Source organism: Labrys sp. HAY1-8F, assembly GCF_056754975.1.
Genome location: NZ_JBPGWZ010000002.1, coordinates 3015242 through 3032749, shown reverse-complemented (window position 1 = coordinate 3032749; position 17508 = coordinate 3015242). Strand labels below are relative to the sequence as shown.

16 protein-coding genes are annotated in these 17508 nt (G+C 64.1%); 12 read left to right on the top strand and 4 right to left on the bottom strand.

Annotated elements, in window-relative coordinates:
• Window positions 1-117: 117 nt before the first annotated feature.
• The 3 genes from ACR9ZN_RS23110 to ACR9ZN_RS23100 all read left to right on the top strand — a co-directional run bounded on the left by ACR9ZN_RS23110 (window position 118) and on the right by ACR9ZN_RS23100 (window position 3960).
• Entirely contained in the window at window positions 118-1392 is a 1275-nt protein-coding gene (locus tag ACR9ZN_RS23110) for a glycerate kinase type-2 family protein (RefSeq protein WP_481273269.1), read from the top strand.
• Window positions 1392-2642, top strand: a complete 1251-nt coding sequence (locus tag ACR9ZN_RS23105; RefSeq protein ID WP_481273268.1) for an allantoate amidohydrolase — start codon at window positions 1392-1394, stop codon at window positions 2640-2642. The genes ACR9ZN_RS23110 and ACR9ZN_RS23105 overlap by 1 nt, the downstream gene beginning before the upstream one ends.
• 94 nt (window positions 2643-2736) lie before the next feature.
• Complete coding sequence (locus ACR9ZN_RS23100; RefSeq protein WP_454811391.1) at window positions 2737-3960, top strand: M20/M25/M40 family metallo-hydrolase; 1224 nt, start codon at window positions 2737-2739, stop codon at window positions 3958-3960.
• Between the two features lie 663 nt (window positions 3961-4623).
• On the opposite strand, the gene ACR9ZN_RS23095 is transcribed toward ACR9ZN_RS23100, so the two are convergent.
• Window positions 4624-5895, bottom strand: a complete 1272-nt coding sequence (locus ACR9ZN_RS23095) for a urate hydroxylase PuuD (protein WP_481273267.1) — start codon at window positions 5893-5895, stop codon at window positions 4624-4626.
• A 234-nt stretch (window positions 5896-6129) separates the two neighbouring features.
• Here ACR9ZN_RS23095 and ACR9ZN_RS23090 point away from each other — a divergent pair, with 234 nt between their 5' ends.
• The 4 genes from ACR9ZN_RS23090 to puuE all read left to right on the top strand — a co-directional run bounded on the left by ACR9ZN_RS23090 (window position 6130) and on the right by puuE (window position 9233).
• The gene (locus tag ACR9ZN_RS23090; protein ID WP_454811387.1) at window positions 6130-6279 is read left to right on the top strand and encodes a hypothetical protein; all 150 of its coding nucleotides are present in this window, start codon (window positions 6130-6132) and stop codon (window positions 6277-6279) included.
• Complete coding sequence (locus ACR9ZN_RS23085; protein ID WP_454811385.1) at window positions 6272-7225, top strand: LysR family transcriptional regulator; 954 nt, start codon at window positions 6272-6274, stop codon at window positions 7223-7225. The genes ACR9ZN_RS23090 and ACR9ZN_RS23085 overlap by 8 nt, the downstream gene beginning before the upstream one ends.
• A 220-nt stretch (window positions 7226-7445) precedes the next feature.
• On the top strand, window positions 7446-7799 hold the full coding sequence (uraH, locus tag ACR9ZN_RS23080; protein ID WP_481273266.1) for a hydroxyisourate hydrolase: 354 nt from the start codon (window positions 7446-7448) through the stop codon (window positions 7797-7799).
• A gap of 3 nt (window positions 7800-7802) precedes the next feature.
• Entirely contained in the window at window positions 7803-9233 is a 1431-nt protein-coding gene (puuE, locus tag ACR9ZN_RS23075; protein ID WP_481273265.1) for an allantoinase PuuE, read from the top strand.
• A 353-nt stretch (window positions 9234-9586) separates the two neighbouring features.
• On the opposite strand, the gene ACR9ZN_RS23070 is transcribed toward puuE, so the two are convergent.
• Window positions 9587-10648 carry an AI-2E family transporter gene (locus tag ACR9ZN_RS23070; protein ID WP_434958760.1) on the bottom strand — a complete coding sequence of 354 codons (1062 nt, stop codon included), beginning with the start codon at window positions 10646-10648 and terminating at the stop codon, window positions 9587-9589.
• Between the two features lie 11 nt (window positions 10649-10659).
• Here ACR9ZN_RS23070 and ACR9ZN_RS23065 point away from each other — a divergent pair, with 11 nt between their 5' ends.
• The 5 genes from ACR9ZN_RS23065 (at window position 10660) to ACR9ZN_RS23045 (ending at window position 15075) form a co-directional block, all read left to right on the top strand.
• The gene (locus tag ACR9ZN_RS23065; RefSeq protein ID WP_441770864.1) at window positions 10660-10797 is read left to right on the top strand and encodes a hypothetical protein; all 138 of its coding nucleotides are present in this window, start codon (window positions 10660-10662) and stop codon (window positions 10795-10797) included.
• A 96-nt stretch (window positions 10798-10893) separates the two neighbouring features.
• A complete protein-coding gene (locus ACR9ZN_RS23060) occupies window positions 10894-11370 on the top strand; it encodes a DUF992 domain-containing protein (protein ID WP_441770865.1) in 477 nt (158 codons plus the stop codon).
• 437 nt (window positions 11371-11807) lie between these two features.
• Window positions 11808-13925: a glycogen debranching protein GlgX gene (glgX, locus tag ACR9ZN_RS23055; RefSeq protein ID WP_481273264.1), complete on the top strand. Its 2118-nt coding sequence runs from the start codon at window positions 11808-11810 to the stop codon at window positions 13923-13925.
• Window positions 13926-14058: 133 nt separating this feature from the next.
• Window positions 14059-14436: a response regulator gene (locus ACR9ZN_RS23050; protein ID WP_434958756.1), complete on the top strand. Its 378-nt coding sequence runs from the start codon at window positions 14059-14061 to the stop codon at window positions 14434-14436.
• A 150-nt stretch (window positions 14437-14586) separates the two neighbouring features.
• The gene (locus ACR9ZN_RS23045; protein ID WP_441770867.1) at window positions 14587-15075 is read left to right on the top strand and encodes a response regulator; all 489 of its coding nucleotides are present in this window, start codon (window positions 14587-14589) and stop codon (window positions 15073-15075) included.
• A 9-nt stretch (window positions 15076-15084) separates the two neighbouring features.
• Here the strand turns inward: ACR9ZN_RS23045 and ACR9ZN_RS23040 are convergent, their stop codons facing one another.
• Complete coding sequence (locus tag ACR9ZN_RS23040) at window positions 15085-16314, bottom strand: MFS transporter (RefSeq protein ID WP_441770868.1); 1230 nt, start codon at window positions 16312-16314, stop codon at window positions 15085-15087.
• 150 nt (window positions 16315-16464) lie between these two features.
• Complete coding sequence (locus tag ACR9ZN_RS23035) at window positions 16465-17256, bottom strand: response regulator (RefSeq protein WP_441770869.1); 792 nt, start codon at window positions 17254-17256, stop codon at window positions 16465-16467.
• Window positions 17257-17508: the final 252 nt, after the last annotated feature.

Sequence of the window (17508 nt, the reverse complement as noted above, 5' to 3'; positions counted from 1 at the left end):
GCTCCCGGGTGGGGGAGACCGTCGGTTCCGGTGCAGAAGCTCCTCGTTTCGACGTATCTTTGCGATTCCAGACGCTTCCGTCTGATCGCAAAACGCTTTGGCACAGAAAGGTTCGCCATGCCTGAACGGGCATTGTTGACATCGATGTTCGAGGCAGCGGTGGCTGCGGCGACACCTTCTGCCTGCATGCCGGCCTTCCTGCCGCGGCCGCCGAAGGGGCGGACCATCGTGGTCGGGGCCGGCAAGGCCGCCGCCGCCATGGCCAAGGCGCTGGAAGAGTCATGGCCCGGCCCGCTCGAAGGCCTGGTAGTGACGCGTTACGGCCATGCCGTGCCGTGTCGGCGTATCGCGGTGATCGAAGCCGCCCATCCCGTACCGGACCTCAACGGTGTCAGGGCGGCGGCACGCATGCTCGCCCTGGTGGAAGGGGCTGGCGAGGACGATCTCGTCATCGCGCTGATCTCCGGCGGCGGCTCGGCCCTGCTCAGCCTGCCGGCGGAAGGATTGCTGCTTTCCGACAAGCAGGCGATCAACAAGGCGTTGCTCAAATCGGGCGCGCCGATCGACGAGATGAACTGCGTGCGCAAGCATCTGTCCGCCATCAAGGGCGGGCGGCTGGCCGCCGCCGCCTTCCCGGCACGTGTCGTCAGCCTGGTGATCTCGGACGTGCCGGGCGACGATCTCGCCGCCATCGCCTCTGGCCCCACCGTGGCCGATCCCACCACCTTTGCCGACGCCAAGGCCATCCTTGCCCGCTACGGCATCGATGGGCCGGCACCGGTGATCGCTCATCTCGAAGCGGCCCAGGAGGAGACACCCAAGCCCGGCGATCGGCGCCTCGCCCGCGGCGAGATCCATCTGATCGCCTCGCCGCAGCAATCGCTGCTGGCAGCGGCCGCGGTTGCCCGCAAGGCCGGCATCACCCCGATCATTCTGGGCGATTCCCTGGAGGGGGAAGCCCGCGACGTCGGCATCGTCATGGCCGGTATCGCCCGCCAGGTCGCCCAGCACGGCCAGCCCGCAGCCGCACCCTGCGTGCTGATCTCCGGCGGCGAGACCACGGTTACCGTGCGCGGCAAGGGGCGGGGTGGGCGCAATGTCGAATATCTGCTCTCGCTTGCGATCAAGCTCGGCGGACAACGTGGCATCCATGCCCTGGCCGGTGATACAGACGGTGTCGACGGCGCCGAGGAAGTGGCCGGTGCGATGATCGATCCGACAAGTCTTGCACGCGCACGCGCCGCCGGGCTTGATCCGATCGCCAGCCTCGACAACAACGATGCCCATACCCTGTTTCAGGCTCTTGGCGACCAGATCGTCACCGGTCCGACCTTGACCAACGTCAATGATTTCAGGGCTGTGCTGATACTGCCCGAAGGAATGAAGCTGTGATGAGATTAGCCCTCGCAACATCAGCCATCCCCAGTGGTGTCCGTGCCATGGCCCGGCTCGATGAGTTAGCATTCTGCTCCGCCGACGAGGGAGCTCTGACCCGGCTCTATCTCACGCCTGAGCATGCCGCGGCCATCGCGCTGGTGAAGGGCTGGATGGAAGAGGCCGGCATGACGACGCAGCTCGATGCGGCCGCGACGCTGATCGGCCACTATCCCGGCGCCACGCCCGATGCGCCCGTGCTCATCCTGGGTTCCCACATCGATACCGTGCGCAATGCGGGGCGCTATGACGGCAATCTGGGCGTGATCGTCGCCATCGAGGCGGTGGCGGCGCTGCATCGCGCCGGCGAGAAGCTGCCCTTCGCCCTCGACGTCGTCGCCTTCGGCGACGAGGAGGGTGTGCGCTTCCCGGTGACGCTGACGGGGTCGCGCTCGCTCGCCGGCACCTTTCTATCCGGCAATCTCGACGCAACCGACAAGGCCGGCATCAGCCTGCGCGAGGCCTTGATCGATTTCGGCTGCGATCCCGACGCCGTGTCCCGCCTCGGCCGCGATCCCCGCCGCACGCTGGGCTATGTCGAGGTCCATATCGAACAGGGGCCGGTGCTGGAGGCGGAGGATCTGCCCGTCGGTGTCGTCACGGCCATCAATGGCGCCAGCCGCTTCAAGGTCGAACTCACTGGCAAGGCCGGCCATGCCGGCACGGTGCCGATGGGGCTGCGCCTCGATGCCGGCGCGGCTGCGGCCGAGATGATCCTGGCGACCGAGCTGATCACCACCACCTCGGGTGATCTCGTCGCCACGGTCGGCGCCTGCGAATTCCGCCCCGGCGCGGTCAACGTCATCCCCGGCAGTGCGCATTTTTCGGTCGATATCCGCAGCCCCGACGACAACATCCGCAACGCCGCCATCGCCGAGCTGACGGCCCGGTTCGAGGCGATCGCGGCCCGTCGCGGCGTCGCCTTCGCCATCCAGAAGACCTATGACGAGCCCGCGGCCCGTTGTGATGACGGCCTGATCGAGACCTTCGAGGCGGCGGTGGCCGCGACCGGCCTCAAGCCCCTGCGGCTATCGAGCGGCGCTGGCCATGACGGCCTCGCCATGATCAGCCTGTGCCCGATCGCCATGCTGTTCCTGCGCTGCAAGGGCGGTGTCAGCCACAACCCGGCCGAAGCCGTCCTCACCGAGGACGTCGGCGCTGCCCTGGAGGTGCTGATCGACTTCCTCAAGCGCCTGCCCGCCTCCTAACTCTTTACCCTCCCCTGGAGGGGGAGGGTAAAGCAACCGAACCTTCGAGGCCGATCTGGAATTGGCCCATCCACCCCATCTGAACGAGACCATAATGAGCATCAAGGACACTATCCGCACCTATCTGGAAAGCGAGCGTGAGCGGCAGACCGAATTCCTCGCCGAACTCGTGCGCACCCCGTCCGACAATCCGGCCGGTGATTGCGCCGCCCATGCCGAGAAGGCCGCGCGCCTGCTCGAGGGCCTCGGTTTCACCGTCGAGCGCCATGTCGTGCCCGAGGCGCTGGTGCGCCAGCACGGCATGATCTCGGCCACCAATCTGATCGTGCGCAAGCGCTTCGGGGACGGGCCCGTCATCGCCCTCAACGCCCATGGCGACGTGGTGCCGCCCGGCGAGGGCTGGACGCGCGACCCCTATGGCGCCGAGATCGTCGATGGCTGGATGGTCGGCCGCGGCGTCGCCGTGTCGAAGTCCGACTTCGCCACCTATGCCTTCGCCCTGCTCGCTCTGGAAAAGGTCGGCCGCGAGCTCAAGGGCACCATCGAACTCCATCTCACCTATGACGAGGAAGCCGGCGGCGAGATCGGTCCCGGCTGGCTGCTGTCGGAAGGCCTGACCAAGCCGGATCTGGCGCTCGGGGCCGGCTTCTCCTACGCCGTCGTCAACGCCCATAATGGCTGCCTGCATCTCGAAGTCGAGGTGAACGGGCGCTCGGCCCACGCCGCCAAGCCCTGGACAGGCGTGGACGCGCTCGAAGCAGCCACCAACATCCTCGGCGCCCTCTATACGTGGCGCGCCTCGCTGGCCCAACGTGTTTCGGCGGTGCCTGGCATCGGCGCCCCGCAGCTCACCATCGGCCTCATCCATGGCGGCATCAACACCAATGTCGTGCCCGACCGGGTGACCTTCCGCCTCGACCGGCGCATGGTGCCGGAAGAAAAGGGCGGGGACGTCGAGGCTGAATTGCGCAAGGTGATCGAAGGCGCGGCCCAGGCGAGCCCTGCCGCGCGGGTCGAGGTCCGCCGCATCCTGCTGGCCGAGCCGCTGACGCCGCTGCCGGGCTCAGAACAGCTCTCCGAAGCGCTGACCCGCGAGGCAAGCCGCGTGATGGGTGCGCCTGTCACCACCAATGGCGTGCCGCTCTATACCGATGCCCGACACTATGCCGCCAAGGGCATTCCGATCGTGCTCTACGGCGCAGGTCCCCGCACCATCGAAGAGGCCAACGCCCATCGCGCCGATGAGCGGCTCTATTTGCCCGACCTCTACAAGGCGACCGAGGTCGTGGCCGCTGCGCTGGCAGATCTGCTCTCCTGATTCAGCGCAGGCGAGGGAAAGGTCACCGTGCCCGCACGCCTGCCTTCACTCGTTGGACCCGATTTGCCGAAGGGCCTTCCCCGCAAAGGGGAGGCCCTTTGTTTTGAGAGGCCCTTTTCGAGCGTCGGCGATCCCTGTCTCGACCGGCCGTCGCGTCCGGCCGTGCCCGTCGCTTCTGCCGGCGGGACCGGGACGGGTGGCATCGTTTCGGGCTGCACATCGGTGTTTGCATACGGTCGCCAAACGGACGGTTGGGGAGGGTGGGCAATGCGATATCCGCCGAGCGCTGGCGCGACGGTGACGCGATCTCGTTGCATGCGGAGACCGTTCGATGCAGCCTCGCCGGGACGCTGTGATCGGTTGTTCTGGTCGCGATGCCTGCATGCGGCAGCACGCAGCCGAGGCAGGACGTCGTCTCCCTTCTTGTTGAGTCCGGCAATTTTATCGCGCGCGATACCATCGCTCGGCAAGGAAAGATGGCAGGCCACTTGCAATGTCGGGCGTGATGCTTGTTCGCCCTGGCGTCAATGGCCCGCCTCCTCACGCAACAGCGGAGCGGCATGCCGACAGGACCTGCCTGGCACGTCACGCAAAAAAGGCCCCGCGAACGGGGCCTTGCACGATGGTTCTGGAAAGGGAGGAGGGATTGGTGCCGGCCCGGCCTCAGCGGCCGGCGAGCTGAACGGCTGGCTTGGCTTGCGCCGCGGCCTTCTCACGCCTGAGCACCCACTCGCGCACCACACGGCGTTCTTCCGGGGTCATCTCGGTGACGTTGTTCGGCGGCATCGCGTGGGTCATCACGGATTGCACAAACACTTCATGCTCGTTGCGGGCGATATTGGTGGGCGAATCCAGGAGCACGCCCTTGGGCGGCATGTTGATGCCCTGATAGACCGGCGTCTCGGCATGGCACATGGAGCAGCGGCTGGTGATGATGTCGTGCACCGCCGCCGGAACGGTGGCGGCGAGAACGGTTTCGGTTGCCGCCGGCGCCTCGATGGCGCCGAGGTCGAAGGCATCGCGGAAGGCCGGCGAGCGGAAGGCGCTGATCCAGATGGCGCCGAAGATCAGGATGGCCGCAAGCGCCCAGGTCCACCACTTGTCGCCGCGTCCGGCATGGCGTTCGTTGTAGAACACCCGGATCAGCGCGCCGGCGACCAGGATCAGGCCGACAACCAGGAAGGCGAAGGGACTGGAATAGGTCAGCGGATAGTGGTTGGACAGCATCAGGAACAGCACGGGCAGCGTCAGATAGTTGTTGTGCGCGGAGCGCTGCTTGGCTGCCTTGCCGAGCGCCGGATCGGGCACCTGCCCGGCCTTGAGCGCAGCGATCACCTTGTGCTGGTTGGGGATGATGATGAAGAACACATTGGCCGACATCATCGTCGCCATCAGCGCGCCAGTGTGGATGAAGGCGCCGCGGGCCGAGAACATCTGCTGGAAGAACCAGGCCATGAACACCACGAAGACCAGGCCGATGCCGGCCAGCAGCGTCTCGTTCTTGCCGATCGGGGATTTGCACAGGAAGTCATAGACCAGCCAGCCGGCGGCCAGACCGCCAATGCCGACCACCAGGGCCACGGCCGGCGACAGCACCCGGACGCTGGGATCGATCAGGAGCAGGCTCGACTGGGCGTAATAGACCCACAGCAACAGGCAAAAGCCGGTCAACCAGGTCGAATAGGACTGCCATTTGTGCCAGGTGAGGTGCTCGGGCAGGAAGTCCGGCGCCACCAGATATTTCTGCACCTGATAGAAGCCGCCGCCATGGACTTCCCAGGCTTCGCCGCCCTGCCCCGCGGGGATCTTCGGGGTGGGACGCATGCTCGCGTCCAGATGCATGAAGTAGAACGAGGAGCCGATCCAGGCGATTCCGGTGATGACATGTGCCCAACGCAACATCAGACTGCCCCATTCGTACAGGGTCATCAGCATTGGTTATTTCCTCCCATTTCCGTCGTAGTCCGCAAAGCCGTCCTTTACTACGGGCTTACGGGCTGCATGATTGTTCCCGACAGTCACGGCAACAAATGCCGCCCTGTGGAGCTGACAGGCAAGAATCTCGCCAGTTTGATGACCTTCGACCCTCATTCAGATCGTCGAATGGGTTCGAAGGTGGATAGTCGATCCAGGCCAAAGATATTGGCCGCAAGCAGAACGAGGTGAAGCATGATCAAGCAGAAGCGAGGTTTTGGCCGGCGCTCCGGGTGTGCCGGTCAACCGATGACGATTGCTCCCAGTCACCTTCGTTTCATCCCGTCGAAGCTGGTCGAAACCACAGCCGACGATCTGCCTTACGGAACCGCCCGCCATGCTTGAAAATTTCCGTTCCTTCGCCCGTGCCGTCGAAGCCGGCAGCTTCTCCGAAGCCGGCCGTCGCATGCGCGTTTCCGCCAATGTGATCAGCCAGCGCATCCAGGCGCTGGAAAACCACCTCGGCTGCCGGCTGTTCAATCGCACCACCCGCAATATGGGCCTGACCGAACAAGGCCGGATCTTCTACGACCACGTCATCGACGCCCTGCACACCATCGAAATGGCCGAGGCCAATATTGGCGAGCTCGGTGCCATGCCGCTCGGTTCGATCCGGGTCGCCGCGCCGCTCGGCCTCGGCCGGCGCCTTGTCGGCCCGACCGCAGCGGCCTATCGCGATGCCCACCCGCAGATCGACGTGCAGTTGCGCCTGTCCGAGCGCCGCCTCGACATCATCGCCGAATCCTGCGACCTCGCGCTGCAATTCGTCACCTATGCGGACAGCTCGATGATCATGCGCAAGATCGCCGACGCCGAGCGTGTCCTGTGTGCCTCCCCCGCCTATATCGAACGCACCGGCATGCCGATGACGCCAGCCGATCTGGCGCGCCACCAATGCCTGCTGCTGCGCTTTCCCGGTTCGCGCGAGTTCCGCTGGTCTCTCAGCCAGGACGGCGATGAGATCAGCGTTCCGATCAAGGGCTCGCTCGATGCCGATGACGGCGATGTGCTCACCGCCTGGGCGCTCGACGGGCGCGGCATCGTGCTCAAGCCGGTCTACGAAATTGCCGATGCGCTTGCCCAAGGTCGTCTTGTTCCCGTTCTGACCGCCAATCCGCCACCGCCTGCCACGCTGGCCGTGCTCTATCCGACGCGAAATCTCGTACCGCTCAAGGTGAAGGCTTTTGCCGACCTGTTGGTCGAGCGGGGCCGACGCTATCTCGCGACCGAACTCGCCCGACTGGGTCCCCTGCCGTCAGGCCTGTCATCCTTGCAGGAGAATGAAGCCTGATACGCTCCATCAAGCCTGAGGATGGCCTGCAGCAGAAGAGTATTCTTTACCGAAACATCTTCACAAAATATTTGGAAATGCCGGGCCGCAAATTCGTTATCGTCTGGGGTGCGCCTTTAATGGCCGTGCCAGATTTCCGGAAGCAAAAACATTTCACGATCCGGGTGGATCGCAAGGGCGTGCTCCAAGCCGCTCAGGGACAGGATTGGGTGAGGACGATATGGGAAGGCTCTCCACGCATGTGCTCGACGTCAGCCGGGGCAAGCCCGCGCAGGGCGTGACCATCGAACTCCAGCGTCTGGATGCATCGGGCGGGCGCGTCACCGTGACCACGACGACGACGAACCAGGAAGGCCGCACCGATCAGCCCCTGATGGTGGGCGATGCCTTTGTGCCCGGCGTCTATGAACTGGTTTTCCATATCGGCGCTTATTTTCGTGGTCTCAGTGCCATCGGTGCCGGCGAATTTCTCGATGTCGTGCCCCTGCGCGTAACGCTGGCCGACAAGGACGGACACTATCACGTGCCGCTGGTCTGCTCGCCCTTCAGCTATTCCACCTATCGGGGGTCGTGAGCGATGAGCGAGACGTCACAAGCGCCCTATGATCGCGATCTCATCGGCTATGCCGGCAAGCCGCCGCAGGCGGCCTGGCCCGGCAAGGCGCGGGTCTGCCTGCAATTCGTGGTGAATTACGAGGAAGGCGGCGAGAACTGCATCCTGCATGGCGATGCGGCCTCGGAAGCCTTCCTGTCCGAGATCGTCGGCGCCCAGCCCTGGCAGGGCCAGCGCCACATGAACATGGAATCCATCTACGAATATGGTTCGCGCGTCGGTTTCTGGCGCCTGCACCGGATGTTTACCGAGCGCCGGATCCCTGTCACCGTCTTCGGTATCGCCACCGCCATGCAGCGCAATCCCGGGGCCGTGGCCGCCATGGCCGAGGCCGGCTGGGAAATCGCCAGCCATGGCCTGAAATGGATCGATTATCGCGACTACACCAAGGAAGGCGAGCGCGCGCATATCGAGGAAGCCATCCGCATCCATGCCGAACTCACCGGCTCCAGGCCGCTCGGCTTCTATCAGGGCCGCACCTCGGCCCGGACGCTGGAACTGACCATGGAGGAAGGTGGCTTCCTTTACTCGGCCGATTCCTATGCCGACGAACTGCCCTATTGGGTCGAGGGGCCCCGCGGTCCCCAACTGATCGTGCCCTATACGCTCGATGCCAATGACATGCGCTTCGCCACGCCCCAGGGCTTCAACAGCGGCGATCAGTTCTTCGCCTATCTCAAGGACAGCTTCGACACGCTCTATGCCGAAGGCGGCGAGCAGCCGGCGATGATGTCGATCGGCCTGCATTGCCGCCTGGTCGGCCGGCCCGGCCGCGCCGCCGCGCTCGCCCGCTTCCTCGATTATGCCCGCGGCCATGCCGATGTCTGGTTCGCCACCCGCCTCGACATCGCACGCCATTGGATCCGCCAGCACCCGCCGGAAGGCGGCTATGTGCCGACGCGCATCAACCGGGCTCTGTTCGTCGAGCGTTTCGGCGGCGTGTTCGAGCACTCGCCCTGGGTGGCTGAGGGCGTCTATGACAAGGGGCTGACGCCGGCCGAGGACACGGCCGAAGGCCTGCATGCGGCCATGACGAAGGTGCTGAACGCAGCTTCCGACGAGGCCAAGCTCGCCTTGATCATGGCGCATCCCGATCTGGCCGGAAAACTCGCCCAGGCCAAGATGCTGACCGCCGAATCCTCCGCCGAACAGGCCTCTGCCGGCCTCGACCGCCTCACGCCGGAGGAACTCAAGCGGTTCACCGAGCTCAACGACGCCTATAAGGCCCGGTTCGGCTTCCTGTTCATCATGGCGATCAAGGGCCGCTCGAAGGCCGAGATCATCGCCGCCTTCGAGCGGCGCCTGCAGCATGACCGGGCCCAGGAATTCGCCGAGGCCCTCAAGCAGATCGGCGAGATCGCCCGCCTCAGGCTGAAGGACATGCTGCCCGGCTGAGCGGCGGCAAGGGGAAGGGCAGCGCGCCGACCGCAAGATGGTTGCACCGTCGTCGTGGCGACTCACCCCTTCGAGGTCGCGTCGCCCCTCACCCGTACCCTCTCCCCGCGAAAAGCGGGGCGAGGAGGACTTCGACCGAGCGCCTCATGCCGGAAACGCGCGATCTCGCCTGACCGTGGGGAGAGATGAAAGACAACAGGACCATTCGCGACGACTGCGCTCCCTCGCCCCGCCTGTTGCGGGTGTCGTCCACTCCATTTGGAGTGGACTGGGGTAAGGGTGAGGGGCGGCGCCACCGTGAGCGGTGAGCCATGGTCACCGCACTTCCTTCAACCTCGCTTCGCGAGACAACTTCAGGCTTCCAGGAAACGGCCGATATTGTTGAGGGGGCCGACCCCGTCGCAGATGATCTTGAGGATGGCGAGCATCGGAACCGCCAGGATGGCGCCCGGCGCGCCCCACAGCCAGAACCAGAAGATCAAGGCGAGGATGATCAGCACCGGGTTAAGCGTGAAGCGCCTGGCCAGCAGCATCGGCGTGACGATCTCGCCCTCGATCAGATGGATCACCAGATAGAGCCCGGCTGGCAGGAAGGCCGCCAGCATCGTGTCGAACTGCAGCAGGCCGGCAAAGGCGAACAGGGCGACCCCGAAGAAGGGCCCTATGATCGGCACGAAATTGAGGGCGAAGGCGACGACTCCCCACAGGATCGGATCGCCGAGCCCGGTGGCCCACATGGTCAGGCCGGTGGCCAGCCCCACCAATCCGTTCATCACGGTGATCGTGGCCAGATAGATCGAGATGTTTTCCTCGATCTGCTGCGACAGCGTGACGACCTGCCGCTTGTCGCTGAAGCGGGGCAGGATTTCGACCATCCTGCGCAGGAAGGTGTCCCCCGATACCAGCAGGAAGTACAGGATCAGGATCGTTTCGAAGAAACCGCTGGCGAAATGCTGCGTGCCCCGGAAGGCCGCACCGAGAATGTCGACATTGGCGCCCCCACCGGCGCCGATCTGCTGCATGAAGCTCTGGAAGGTCTGGATCGGTCGACTGAGGACGGACAGGCGCTCCTGCAGTCGCGGCAGGGCTTCCGGTAGGCGGGTTGCCCATTCGGTGGCCGGCCCCGCGACGGCGGCCCCCAGCCCTACGAACAGGCCGAAGAAGACGAAGATCATCAGGAGGGCCGCGATGCTGCGCGGCAGGCGAAGTCGCTCAAGCTGGCGCATGACTGGTTGAAACAGCAGTTTCAGCACGAAAGCAAGCACCAGCGGCAGGATGATGTCGGCAGCGACATAGGCGATCGCCAGGCTCGCCAGGACCAGCAGGCAGGCCTGGATGATGGTTCGGGGATCAAGAGGAAGGCGTGCCTCCTCCAGTTCGCCTTTGATGTCCGTCTGGGCGGTGGGTGTGTTCACTGGAATAGGTGTTGTCTGATCTTGCATGCAAGGCCCTGCTGGTGGTCCGAGGCTGCCGCATCGAGGCATTGGAATGCCCGAGCCCGATCTGCAGCGTAACGTCCAACGTGGTTGGCGGCATCAGAGTTCCGGTCGATCCGGATGTGTGATGCCGCGATCGCACGCAGGACCATCGCGGAACCATCCATGACACGGATGGTTAGCATCCGTGAATGCTTCGGCAATCATCGACGAAAGGATGTTCCATGCGTGGTTCCACTGTCGTGGCTGGTACAGCTTTGGCGATTGCACTCGCCTGTGGGGGTACGGCTTCCGCCGCCTCCAGTGTCCGGCTCGGCGTCTTGCGCTGCAATGTCGCCGGCGGGCTCGGGTTGATCGTGACGTCCTCCAAGGAAATGAGCTGCGTCTTCAGATCCAATCGGGGCTATTCGGAACGTTATTACGGCACGATCCGAAAATTCGGCCTCGACATCGGCCGCACCCAGCGTGGCGTGTTGGTCTGGGGCGTGTTCGCGCCCGGTCAGGGCCGCATGCGTGGTGCGCTTGCCGGCAATTATGGCGGTGTCGGTGCATCGGCGACGCTCGGGGTCGGCGGCGGGGCCAATGCACTCGTCGGTGGATCGGGACGTTCGATCACCCTGCAGCCATTTTCGGCCCAGGCCCAGACCGGCATTGGTTTGGCCGCGGGCGTTGCCGCACTCGATCTGCGGGCTTTCCGCTGAAGCCGATCGAAGAGCGCCAGGGCCGTCACGAATCCAGCGTCGCGACGGCCGCGGCGCTTTCCGGACCTTATGCGTTTCATGTGAAACCGGATCTGCGACGATGCCCGGGGAGTGGGGTGGTCTCATAGTCTCGTGTCAAAACGTAAAGTTAGGTATTCTGGTATTTAAAATTGAATATATGTGACAATAATATCAGAGCAATATCACTCGGTTTTAAAGTAAGGACATTGCGTACTTTCATGTACATGCGGTTGCGAAAAAATATCTTAAACGAAAGAGGTCTTATCCAAATAGCATTGCCTGTCTGCCGTTTCGCGATGGGGTGCAAATGCTTGCATCTGCCCATGTTGCAGTGCAATGTGTGACGGTGATGCGTTGCATCTCCCGCTGCTCGATGCGCGGGTGGCTCGCAGGACGACCGAACGGGAGACGACGGTATGACCCAGTTCTTCGGCACGAGGGTGCGTGAGGGACATCCCCATCCGCGCGGCGCGATCTGGGACGGGGCCGGTACCAATTTTGCGCTGTTTTCGGCGCATGCCAGCAAGGTCGAGGTCTGCCTGTTCGACTCGAGCGGCGAGCAGGAACTTGAACGCATCGAACTGCCTGAGTTCACCGACGAGATCTGGCATGGGTATCTGCCCGATGTCAGCCCCGGCACGCTCTATGGCTATCGTGTGCACGGCCCTTACGAGCCGAAGGCCGGTCACCGCTTCAATCCCAACAAGCTCCTGCTCGATCCCTATGCACGCGCCCATGTCGGCGCGCTGAAATGGGATCCGGCCTTGTTCGGCTATACGCTCGGCGAGGGCGATCTCAGCTTCGACACGCGCGACAGCGCCCCCTTCATGCCACGCTGCATGGTGGTCGATGCGCGCTTCGACTGGCCGGGCAATCGCTCGCTTGTGCCCTGGGACCAGACCATCATCTACGAGACCCATGTAAAGGGGTTCACCAAGCGCCATCCCGGGATCGCGCCGGCCCTGCAGGGCACTTATGCGGGCCTCGCCTCGATCCAGTCCCTCGAGCATATCCGCTCGCTTGGCGTCACCACGGTCGAACTCCTGCCGGTGCATACCTTCGTCGACGACGACCAGTTGCTCCAGCGCGGCCTCAGGAACTACTGGGGCTATAATTCCATCGGCTTCTTCGCACCCGATCCGCGCTATGCCGCCGATCCCCCGGGCGTGCTGGCCGAATTCAAGCAAATGGTGGCGCGCTGCCACGATGCAGGCCTCGAGGTCATCCTCGACGTCGTCTACAACCACACGGCGGAGGGCAACGAACTCGGCCCGACCCTGTCGTTCAAGGGCATCGACAACGCCTCCTATTATCGGCTGATGCCCAACGAGCCGCGCTACTACATCAACGACACCGGCACCGGAAACACCCTCAATGTCAGCCATCCGCGCGTGATCCAGATGGTGACGGACAGCCTGCGCTACTGGGTGAACGAGATGCATGTCGACGGCTTCCGCTTCGACCTCGGTACCGTGCTGGCCCGCGATGTCGACGGCTTCAATCCCGACAGCGGCTTCCTCAAGGCGGTCAGCCAGGATCCCGTGCTGGAGAACGTCAAGCTGATCGCCGAGCCCTGGGACGTCGGGCTCGGTGGCTATCAGGTCGGCGGCTTCACGCCCGGCTGGGCCGAGTGGAACGACGTCTATCGCGATACCGTGCGTGACTTCTGGCGGGGCGAGGCCCGGCCTGCAGCCCTGGCGCCCCGCCTGTGCGGCTCACCGGACAAGTTCGACCATCGTGGCCGCAAGTCTTGGGCCTCCGTCAACTTCGTCACCGCCCATGACGGTTTCACGCTGCGCGACCTGGTTTCCTATAATGACCGCCATAACGAAGCCAATGGCGAGGACAATCGGGACGGCAGCTCCAACAACCGCTCCTGGAATTGCGGCGCCGAAGGGCCAAGCGACGACATAGCCGTCAAGGATCTGCGCGAACGCCAGATGCGCAATTTCCTGGCGCTGCTGCTGCTCTCGCAGGGGACGCCGATGATCGTGGCCGGCGACGAGTTCGGGCGCAGCCAGCAGGGCAACAACAATGCCTATTGCCAGGACAACGAGATCAGCTGGCTTGATTGGCAGGCAGCGCAAGAGGGCAAGGCGCTCACCGATTTCGTCCGCAGGCTGACGGTTCTCCGGCGCAAATATCCGATCCTGCGGCGATCGCGTTTTCTGATCGGCGAGCGCATCAACGAGGCGATCGACGTGCGCGAGGCGACCTGGATCCATCGCAGCGGCGAGGAAATGACGAGGCCGCGTTGGGACGATGCCGATGAACCCTCCTGCTTCGGCCTGTTGCTGGACGGCCGGGCCCAGGCCAGCGGCATCCGCAAGCGTGGAGCGGACGCCACACTGCTCGTCCTGCTCAATGCCCATCACGAGACGCTGAACTTCACCTTGCCGCCCTGCTATGACGGTTCGGCGTGGAAACGCCTGATCGCCACCGATGATCCGGATCTACCTGAAACGAACATCGCCGTCGGTCAGGCCTATGCGCTCTCCAGTCGTTCCCTGGTTCTGTTCGAGCGGGTCGATTGAACCGGCCCTGTTTTCCCGTCGGATAGGCTATAGTGCCGTGAGTGCCCGAAGCGCCCATTTCAGCAGCTAGTGATTCTCCGTTCCGGAAGCGGTTTTCCGGCAGCAATCCCGATTTGAGTTCGAGATCCGAAGCATGGCCGACCACGACAAGAGAACCATTCTCGTCGTCGAAGACGAGGCAGTCATTCAGTTGCTCGTCGTCGATATCCTGAACGATCTCGGCTTCGCCACGCTTGAGGCCAAGGATGCCGATTCGGCCATTTCCCTTCTGAAGAGTGCTGATAGCATCGATCTGCTGATTACGGATATCGGGCTGCCGGGCATGAATGGCTGGGATCTGGCTCGGCTGGCACGCCAGGCCACGCCGGCCCTGAAGGTGCTCTTCCTCACCGGTTACGAGGCTGCCGAGCGCCAGGATCTCGAAATGGATGAAGGGCAGGACGTCATCGTCAAGCCCTTCGAGACCGGTGAATTCGAGGCCAAGGTCCGGTCGATGCTGCCCGCAGGCTGAGCCGGAACAAAGGCGAGCTTCGGGCGTTCGTTCCCCAGAGCAGCATATTGAAGCGACGACGCGGCCTTGTTCCAACCCGTTGTTTCAACACGCCTTTGCGATGCCAACCCATCGCAGGACGTCCTGACGGAGCCTGAGGGGACAAGAGTCGTGAAACAGCAAGCCTTCGCCGAACCGGCAATGCACAACGCACCGGAACACCATGCCGGCCCACGCAAGCCGGCGCATGGCAGCCCCGGTGCCGCACCAGGACGTGACGATATCGCTAGCTCCCCTCCGGTAACAGTGGTGCTGGTCGACGATGACAAGGATGTCAGGCTGATCACGGCCGATCTGCTCGAAGATGCCGGCTTCAGGGTTTTGCAGGCGGCGCGCGCCGAGGCGGCGCTCGACATCCTGGCCTCGAACGGGGATGCCCGGGTGCTGATCACCGATGTTCGCATGCCCGGGCCGATGAGTGGCTATGACCTCGCCTTGAAGGCCAGGGAGCGCTGGCCCACGCTGGAAATCATGTTCGTCTCCGGCTTTGGCTTGCCGGAGCGCCGCCGGCTCTATTTCGACTGCCTTCTCGTCAGCAAACCCTTCAATCCCGACGACTTCGTCAACAAGGTCCGCGGTCTGGCGGATCGGGCAGGCTGAACCGCCCGCTCAGGCCATGTCGGGCAGGGCTCGCAGTCTCGGCACGCGGGAAAGCAGGATCACCAGGAGCTGCACCAGGAAGCCGATAGCCGCCGCACCCAGGCAGGCCGCCGCGCCGGCGTGAGAGGCGATGAAGGCGCCCGCCGCCGCTCCGACTGGCCTCGCGCCGAAGGTTGCGGTCATGACCAGCGCCGAGACGCGTCCGAGCATGGCGTTGGGTGTAACCGCCTGCCGGAGGGTGGTGGTGGTGATCGTCCACAGGATCGGTCCGGCACCGAACAGGAAATAGCTGAATCCGGCTATGATCGGGGAGGGGAACCATACGGTCCCCAGCATGAGGAGCGCGGCGCAGAAGCCGCCAAGCGGCCCGAGCACGATCATGGTGCCGAACGAGACGCGCCGCGCCAGCATCGGTGCGGCGCTGGCACCGGCAATCATGCCTGCGCCGTAGATGCCGAGGGTGATGCCGACTTCAAAGGCCGTCATCCCGAGGACTTGCACGGCATAGGCGACATAGATGGCCTGGATGCAGAACCAGCCGATGTTGAAGAAGACGGCGGTGAGGAGGATGGGCCTGAGCAGGTCGTGGCTGGTGACGAAGACGGCGCCCTCCTTCAAATCGTGCAGGAGCCTGCGGCCGGTATGAGCCGCCATGTCTTCCTTCGGCAGGCCGGCAAGTAGGACCACCGCCCAGATCGAGAGGATGGTGGAGAGGACATAGGCGACCGGTGCGCCGATCCAGCCGACGAGGGCGCCGCCCAGGGCCGGGCCGCCGGCATAGGCGGCACTGCGCGCCAATTCCAGCCAGCGATTGGCGTCGGCAAGCTGGGCGCGTGGCACCAGCGTAGGAATCAGAGCCGGCGCAGCCACGCTGTAGCACACGGTGCCGATGGCACCGGCGCAGCCGAGCAAGGCCAGCAAGAGCAGATTCATCTGGCCGAGGCCGAGCAGCAGGATGGTGAGCGCGAGGGAGAGCGCCCGCAGCGCTTCCGATGCCACCATCAGTCCTCGCCGCGAAGCGCGATCGGCGACCAGACCGGCCGGGATGGAGAGCAGGAGAAAAGGCAGGGTCTGTGCGGTCTGCAGCCAGCCCGTCTCGGCGGGGCCGGCGGCAAACAGGATCACGGCCGCCAGGGGAGCGGCGGCGAGGGCGATCTGTTCGGAGAGCTGGGCAAGAAGATTCGACCAGCCGATGCGCCGGAAGGCCGGCGGCAGGCGGTCGGGGTGGAACGTCCTCATGACAATCCTCGGCAAGAAAGGGCTGCCGGGACAAAAGCCGATGGCGCGAGTGCCAGCCACCCGTTTCCTGTGCCTGCCGTGGAGGCGGAGCTTATCGGGCTCTCAGGACGAGATTCGCCTGGACGGCACGCATCAGTGCTGTCGTGGTCTTCAGGCTGGGCGCAGACTGGCCCGCTTGTCGAAGAACAGCGCCTGGCTAATGGTGGCCTTCACGATTTCAGGCCGGAAGGGTTTGGTGATCAGGAAGGCCGGTTCAGGCTGCTGGCCGGTCAGCAGCCTTTCAGGATAGGCGGTGATGAAGATCACCGGCAGTTCCACGCTCGCCAAAATCTCGTTCACGGCCTTCAGGCCGGAACTGCCGTCGGCGAGCTGGATGTCGGCGAGGATCAGGCCTGGCGGATGCTCCCTCACCCGGGCGAGCGCCTGGGCATGGGTGCGTGCGATGCCGACGACACGATGTCCGAGTTCCTCCACGATCGATTGCAGATCGAGCGCAATGATCGGCTCGTCTTCGATGATCAGGATCTCGGTGGCAATCTGGCGAGCGACGTCCTCGGTGGCCTCGGTCACCAGGGCGATGACTTCCTTTTCGTCGATGCGCATGATGGTGGCGGCCTCTTCCGAGGCAAAGCCTTCCATCGTGGTCAGCAGGAACGCCTGGCGCGAGCGCGGTGCCAGGCGCTCAAGGCGCTGTTCCGGCGAGATGCCCTCGACCTGCTTGGCAGGCTCCATGTTCAGAGACAGGGAGGACCACAATCTCAGGAACACCTGATAGAGCGCGATGCGCGGCGGCAGGGCGCGCGGAAAGGACGCTGGGTCGGCAACCAAGGCCTCCAGCGTCTCGACCACATAGGCGTCGCCGCTGGCCTGGCTGCCGCTCAGAGCCCGGGAAAAACGCCTCAGATAAGGCAGTTGCGGCGCGATCTCGGCTGCGATCGACATTGTGTTTGCTCTAACTCTTTGTTTCGACGCGTCTTTGCGATTCTAGGTGATTCCGTCCCATCGCAAAACGCTTTGATCGGTCGCTCATGCGGCCCGGAAGAGCACCACAGACGAATAGTTCCTGACAATGAATTTATTTCTTCGACAGGATGGAACGTATCCGAAGGGGGATGCGTTTCGCCGATTGGCATTGCATGATCTCTTCACCCAAGACAGGCCTTCTCGCCTGCTCAGGTCGAATTTACCGGCGAA

Bases quoted from the DNA above. Each gene is read 5' to 3' on its own strand.
- puuE (WP_481273265.1), top strand. From the start codon at position 7,803: ATGAGCGAGACGTCACAAGCGCCCTATGATCGCGATCTCATCGGCTAT.
- ACR9ZN_RS23040 (WP_441770868.1), bottom strand. From the start codon at position 16,314: ATGAGGACGTTCCACCCCGACCGCCTGCCGCCGGCCTTCCGGCGCATC.
- ACR9ZN_RS23090 (WP_454811387.1), top strand. From the start codon at position 6,130: ATGATCAAGCAGAAGCGAGGTTTTGGCCGGCGCTCCGGGTGTGCCGGT.
- ACR9ZN_RS23035 (WP_441770869.1), bottom strand. From the start codon at position 17,256: ATGTCGATCGCAGCCGAGATCGCGCCGCAACTGCCTTATCTGAGGCGT.
- uraH (WP_481273266.1), top strand. From the start codon at position 7,446: ATGGGAAGGCTCTCCACGCATGTGCTCGACGTCAGCCGGGGCAAGCCC.
- ACR9ZN_RS23095 (WP_481273267.1), bottom strand. From the start codon at position 5,895: ATGCTGATGACCCTGTACGAATGGGGCAGTCTGATGTTGCGTTGGGCA.
- ACR9ZN_RS23110 (WP_481273269.1), top strand. From the start codon at position 118: ATGCCTGAACGGGCATTGTTGACATCGATGTTCGAGGCAGCGGTGGCT.
- ACR9ZN_RS23100 (WP_454811391.1), top strand. From the start codon at position 2,737: ATGAGCATCAAGGACACTATCCGCACCTATCTGGAAAGCGAGCGTGAG.
- ACR9ZN_RS23105 (WP_481273268.1), top strand. From the start codon at position 1,392: ATGAGATTAGCCCTCGCAACATCAGCCATCCCCAGTGGTGTCCGTGCC.
- ACR9ZN_RS23050 (WP_434958756.1), top strand. From the start codon at position 14,059: ATGGCCGACCACGACAAGAGAACCATTCTCGTCGTCGAAGACGAGGCA.
- ACR9ZN_RS23085 (WP_454811385.1), top strand. From the start codon at position 6,272: ATGCTTGAAAATTTCCGTTCCTTCGCCCGTGCCGTCGAAGCCGGCAGC.
- glgX (WP_481273264.1), top strand. From the start codon at position 11,808: ATGACCCAGTTCTTCGGCACGAGGGTGCGTGAGGGACATCCCCATCCG.
- ACR9ZN_RS23060 (WP_441770865.1), top strand. From the start codon at position 10,894: ATGCGTGGTTCCACTGTCGTGGCTGGTACAGCTTTGGCGATTGCACTC.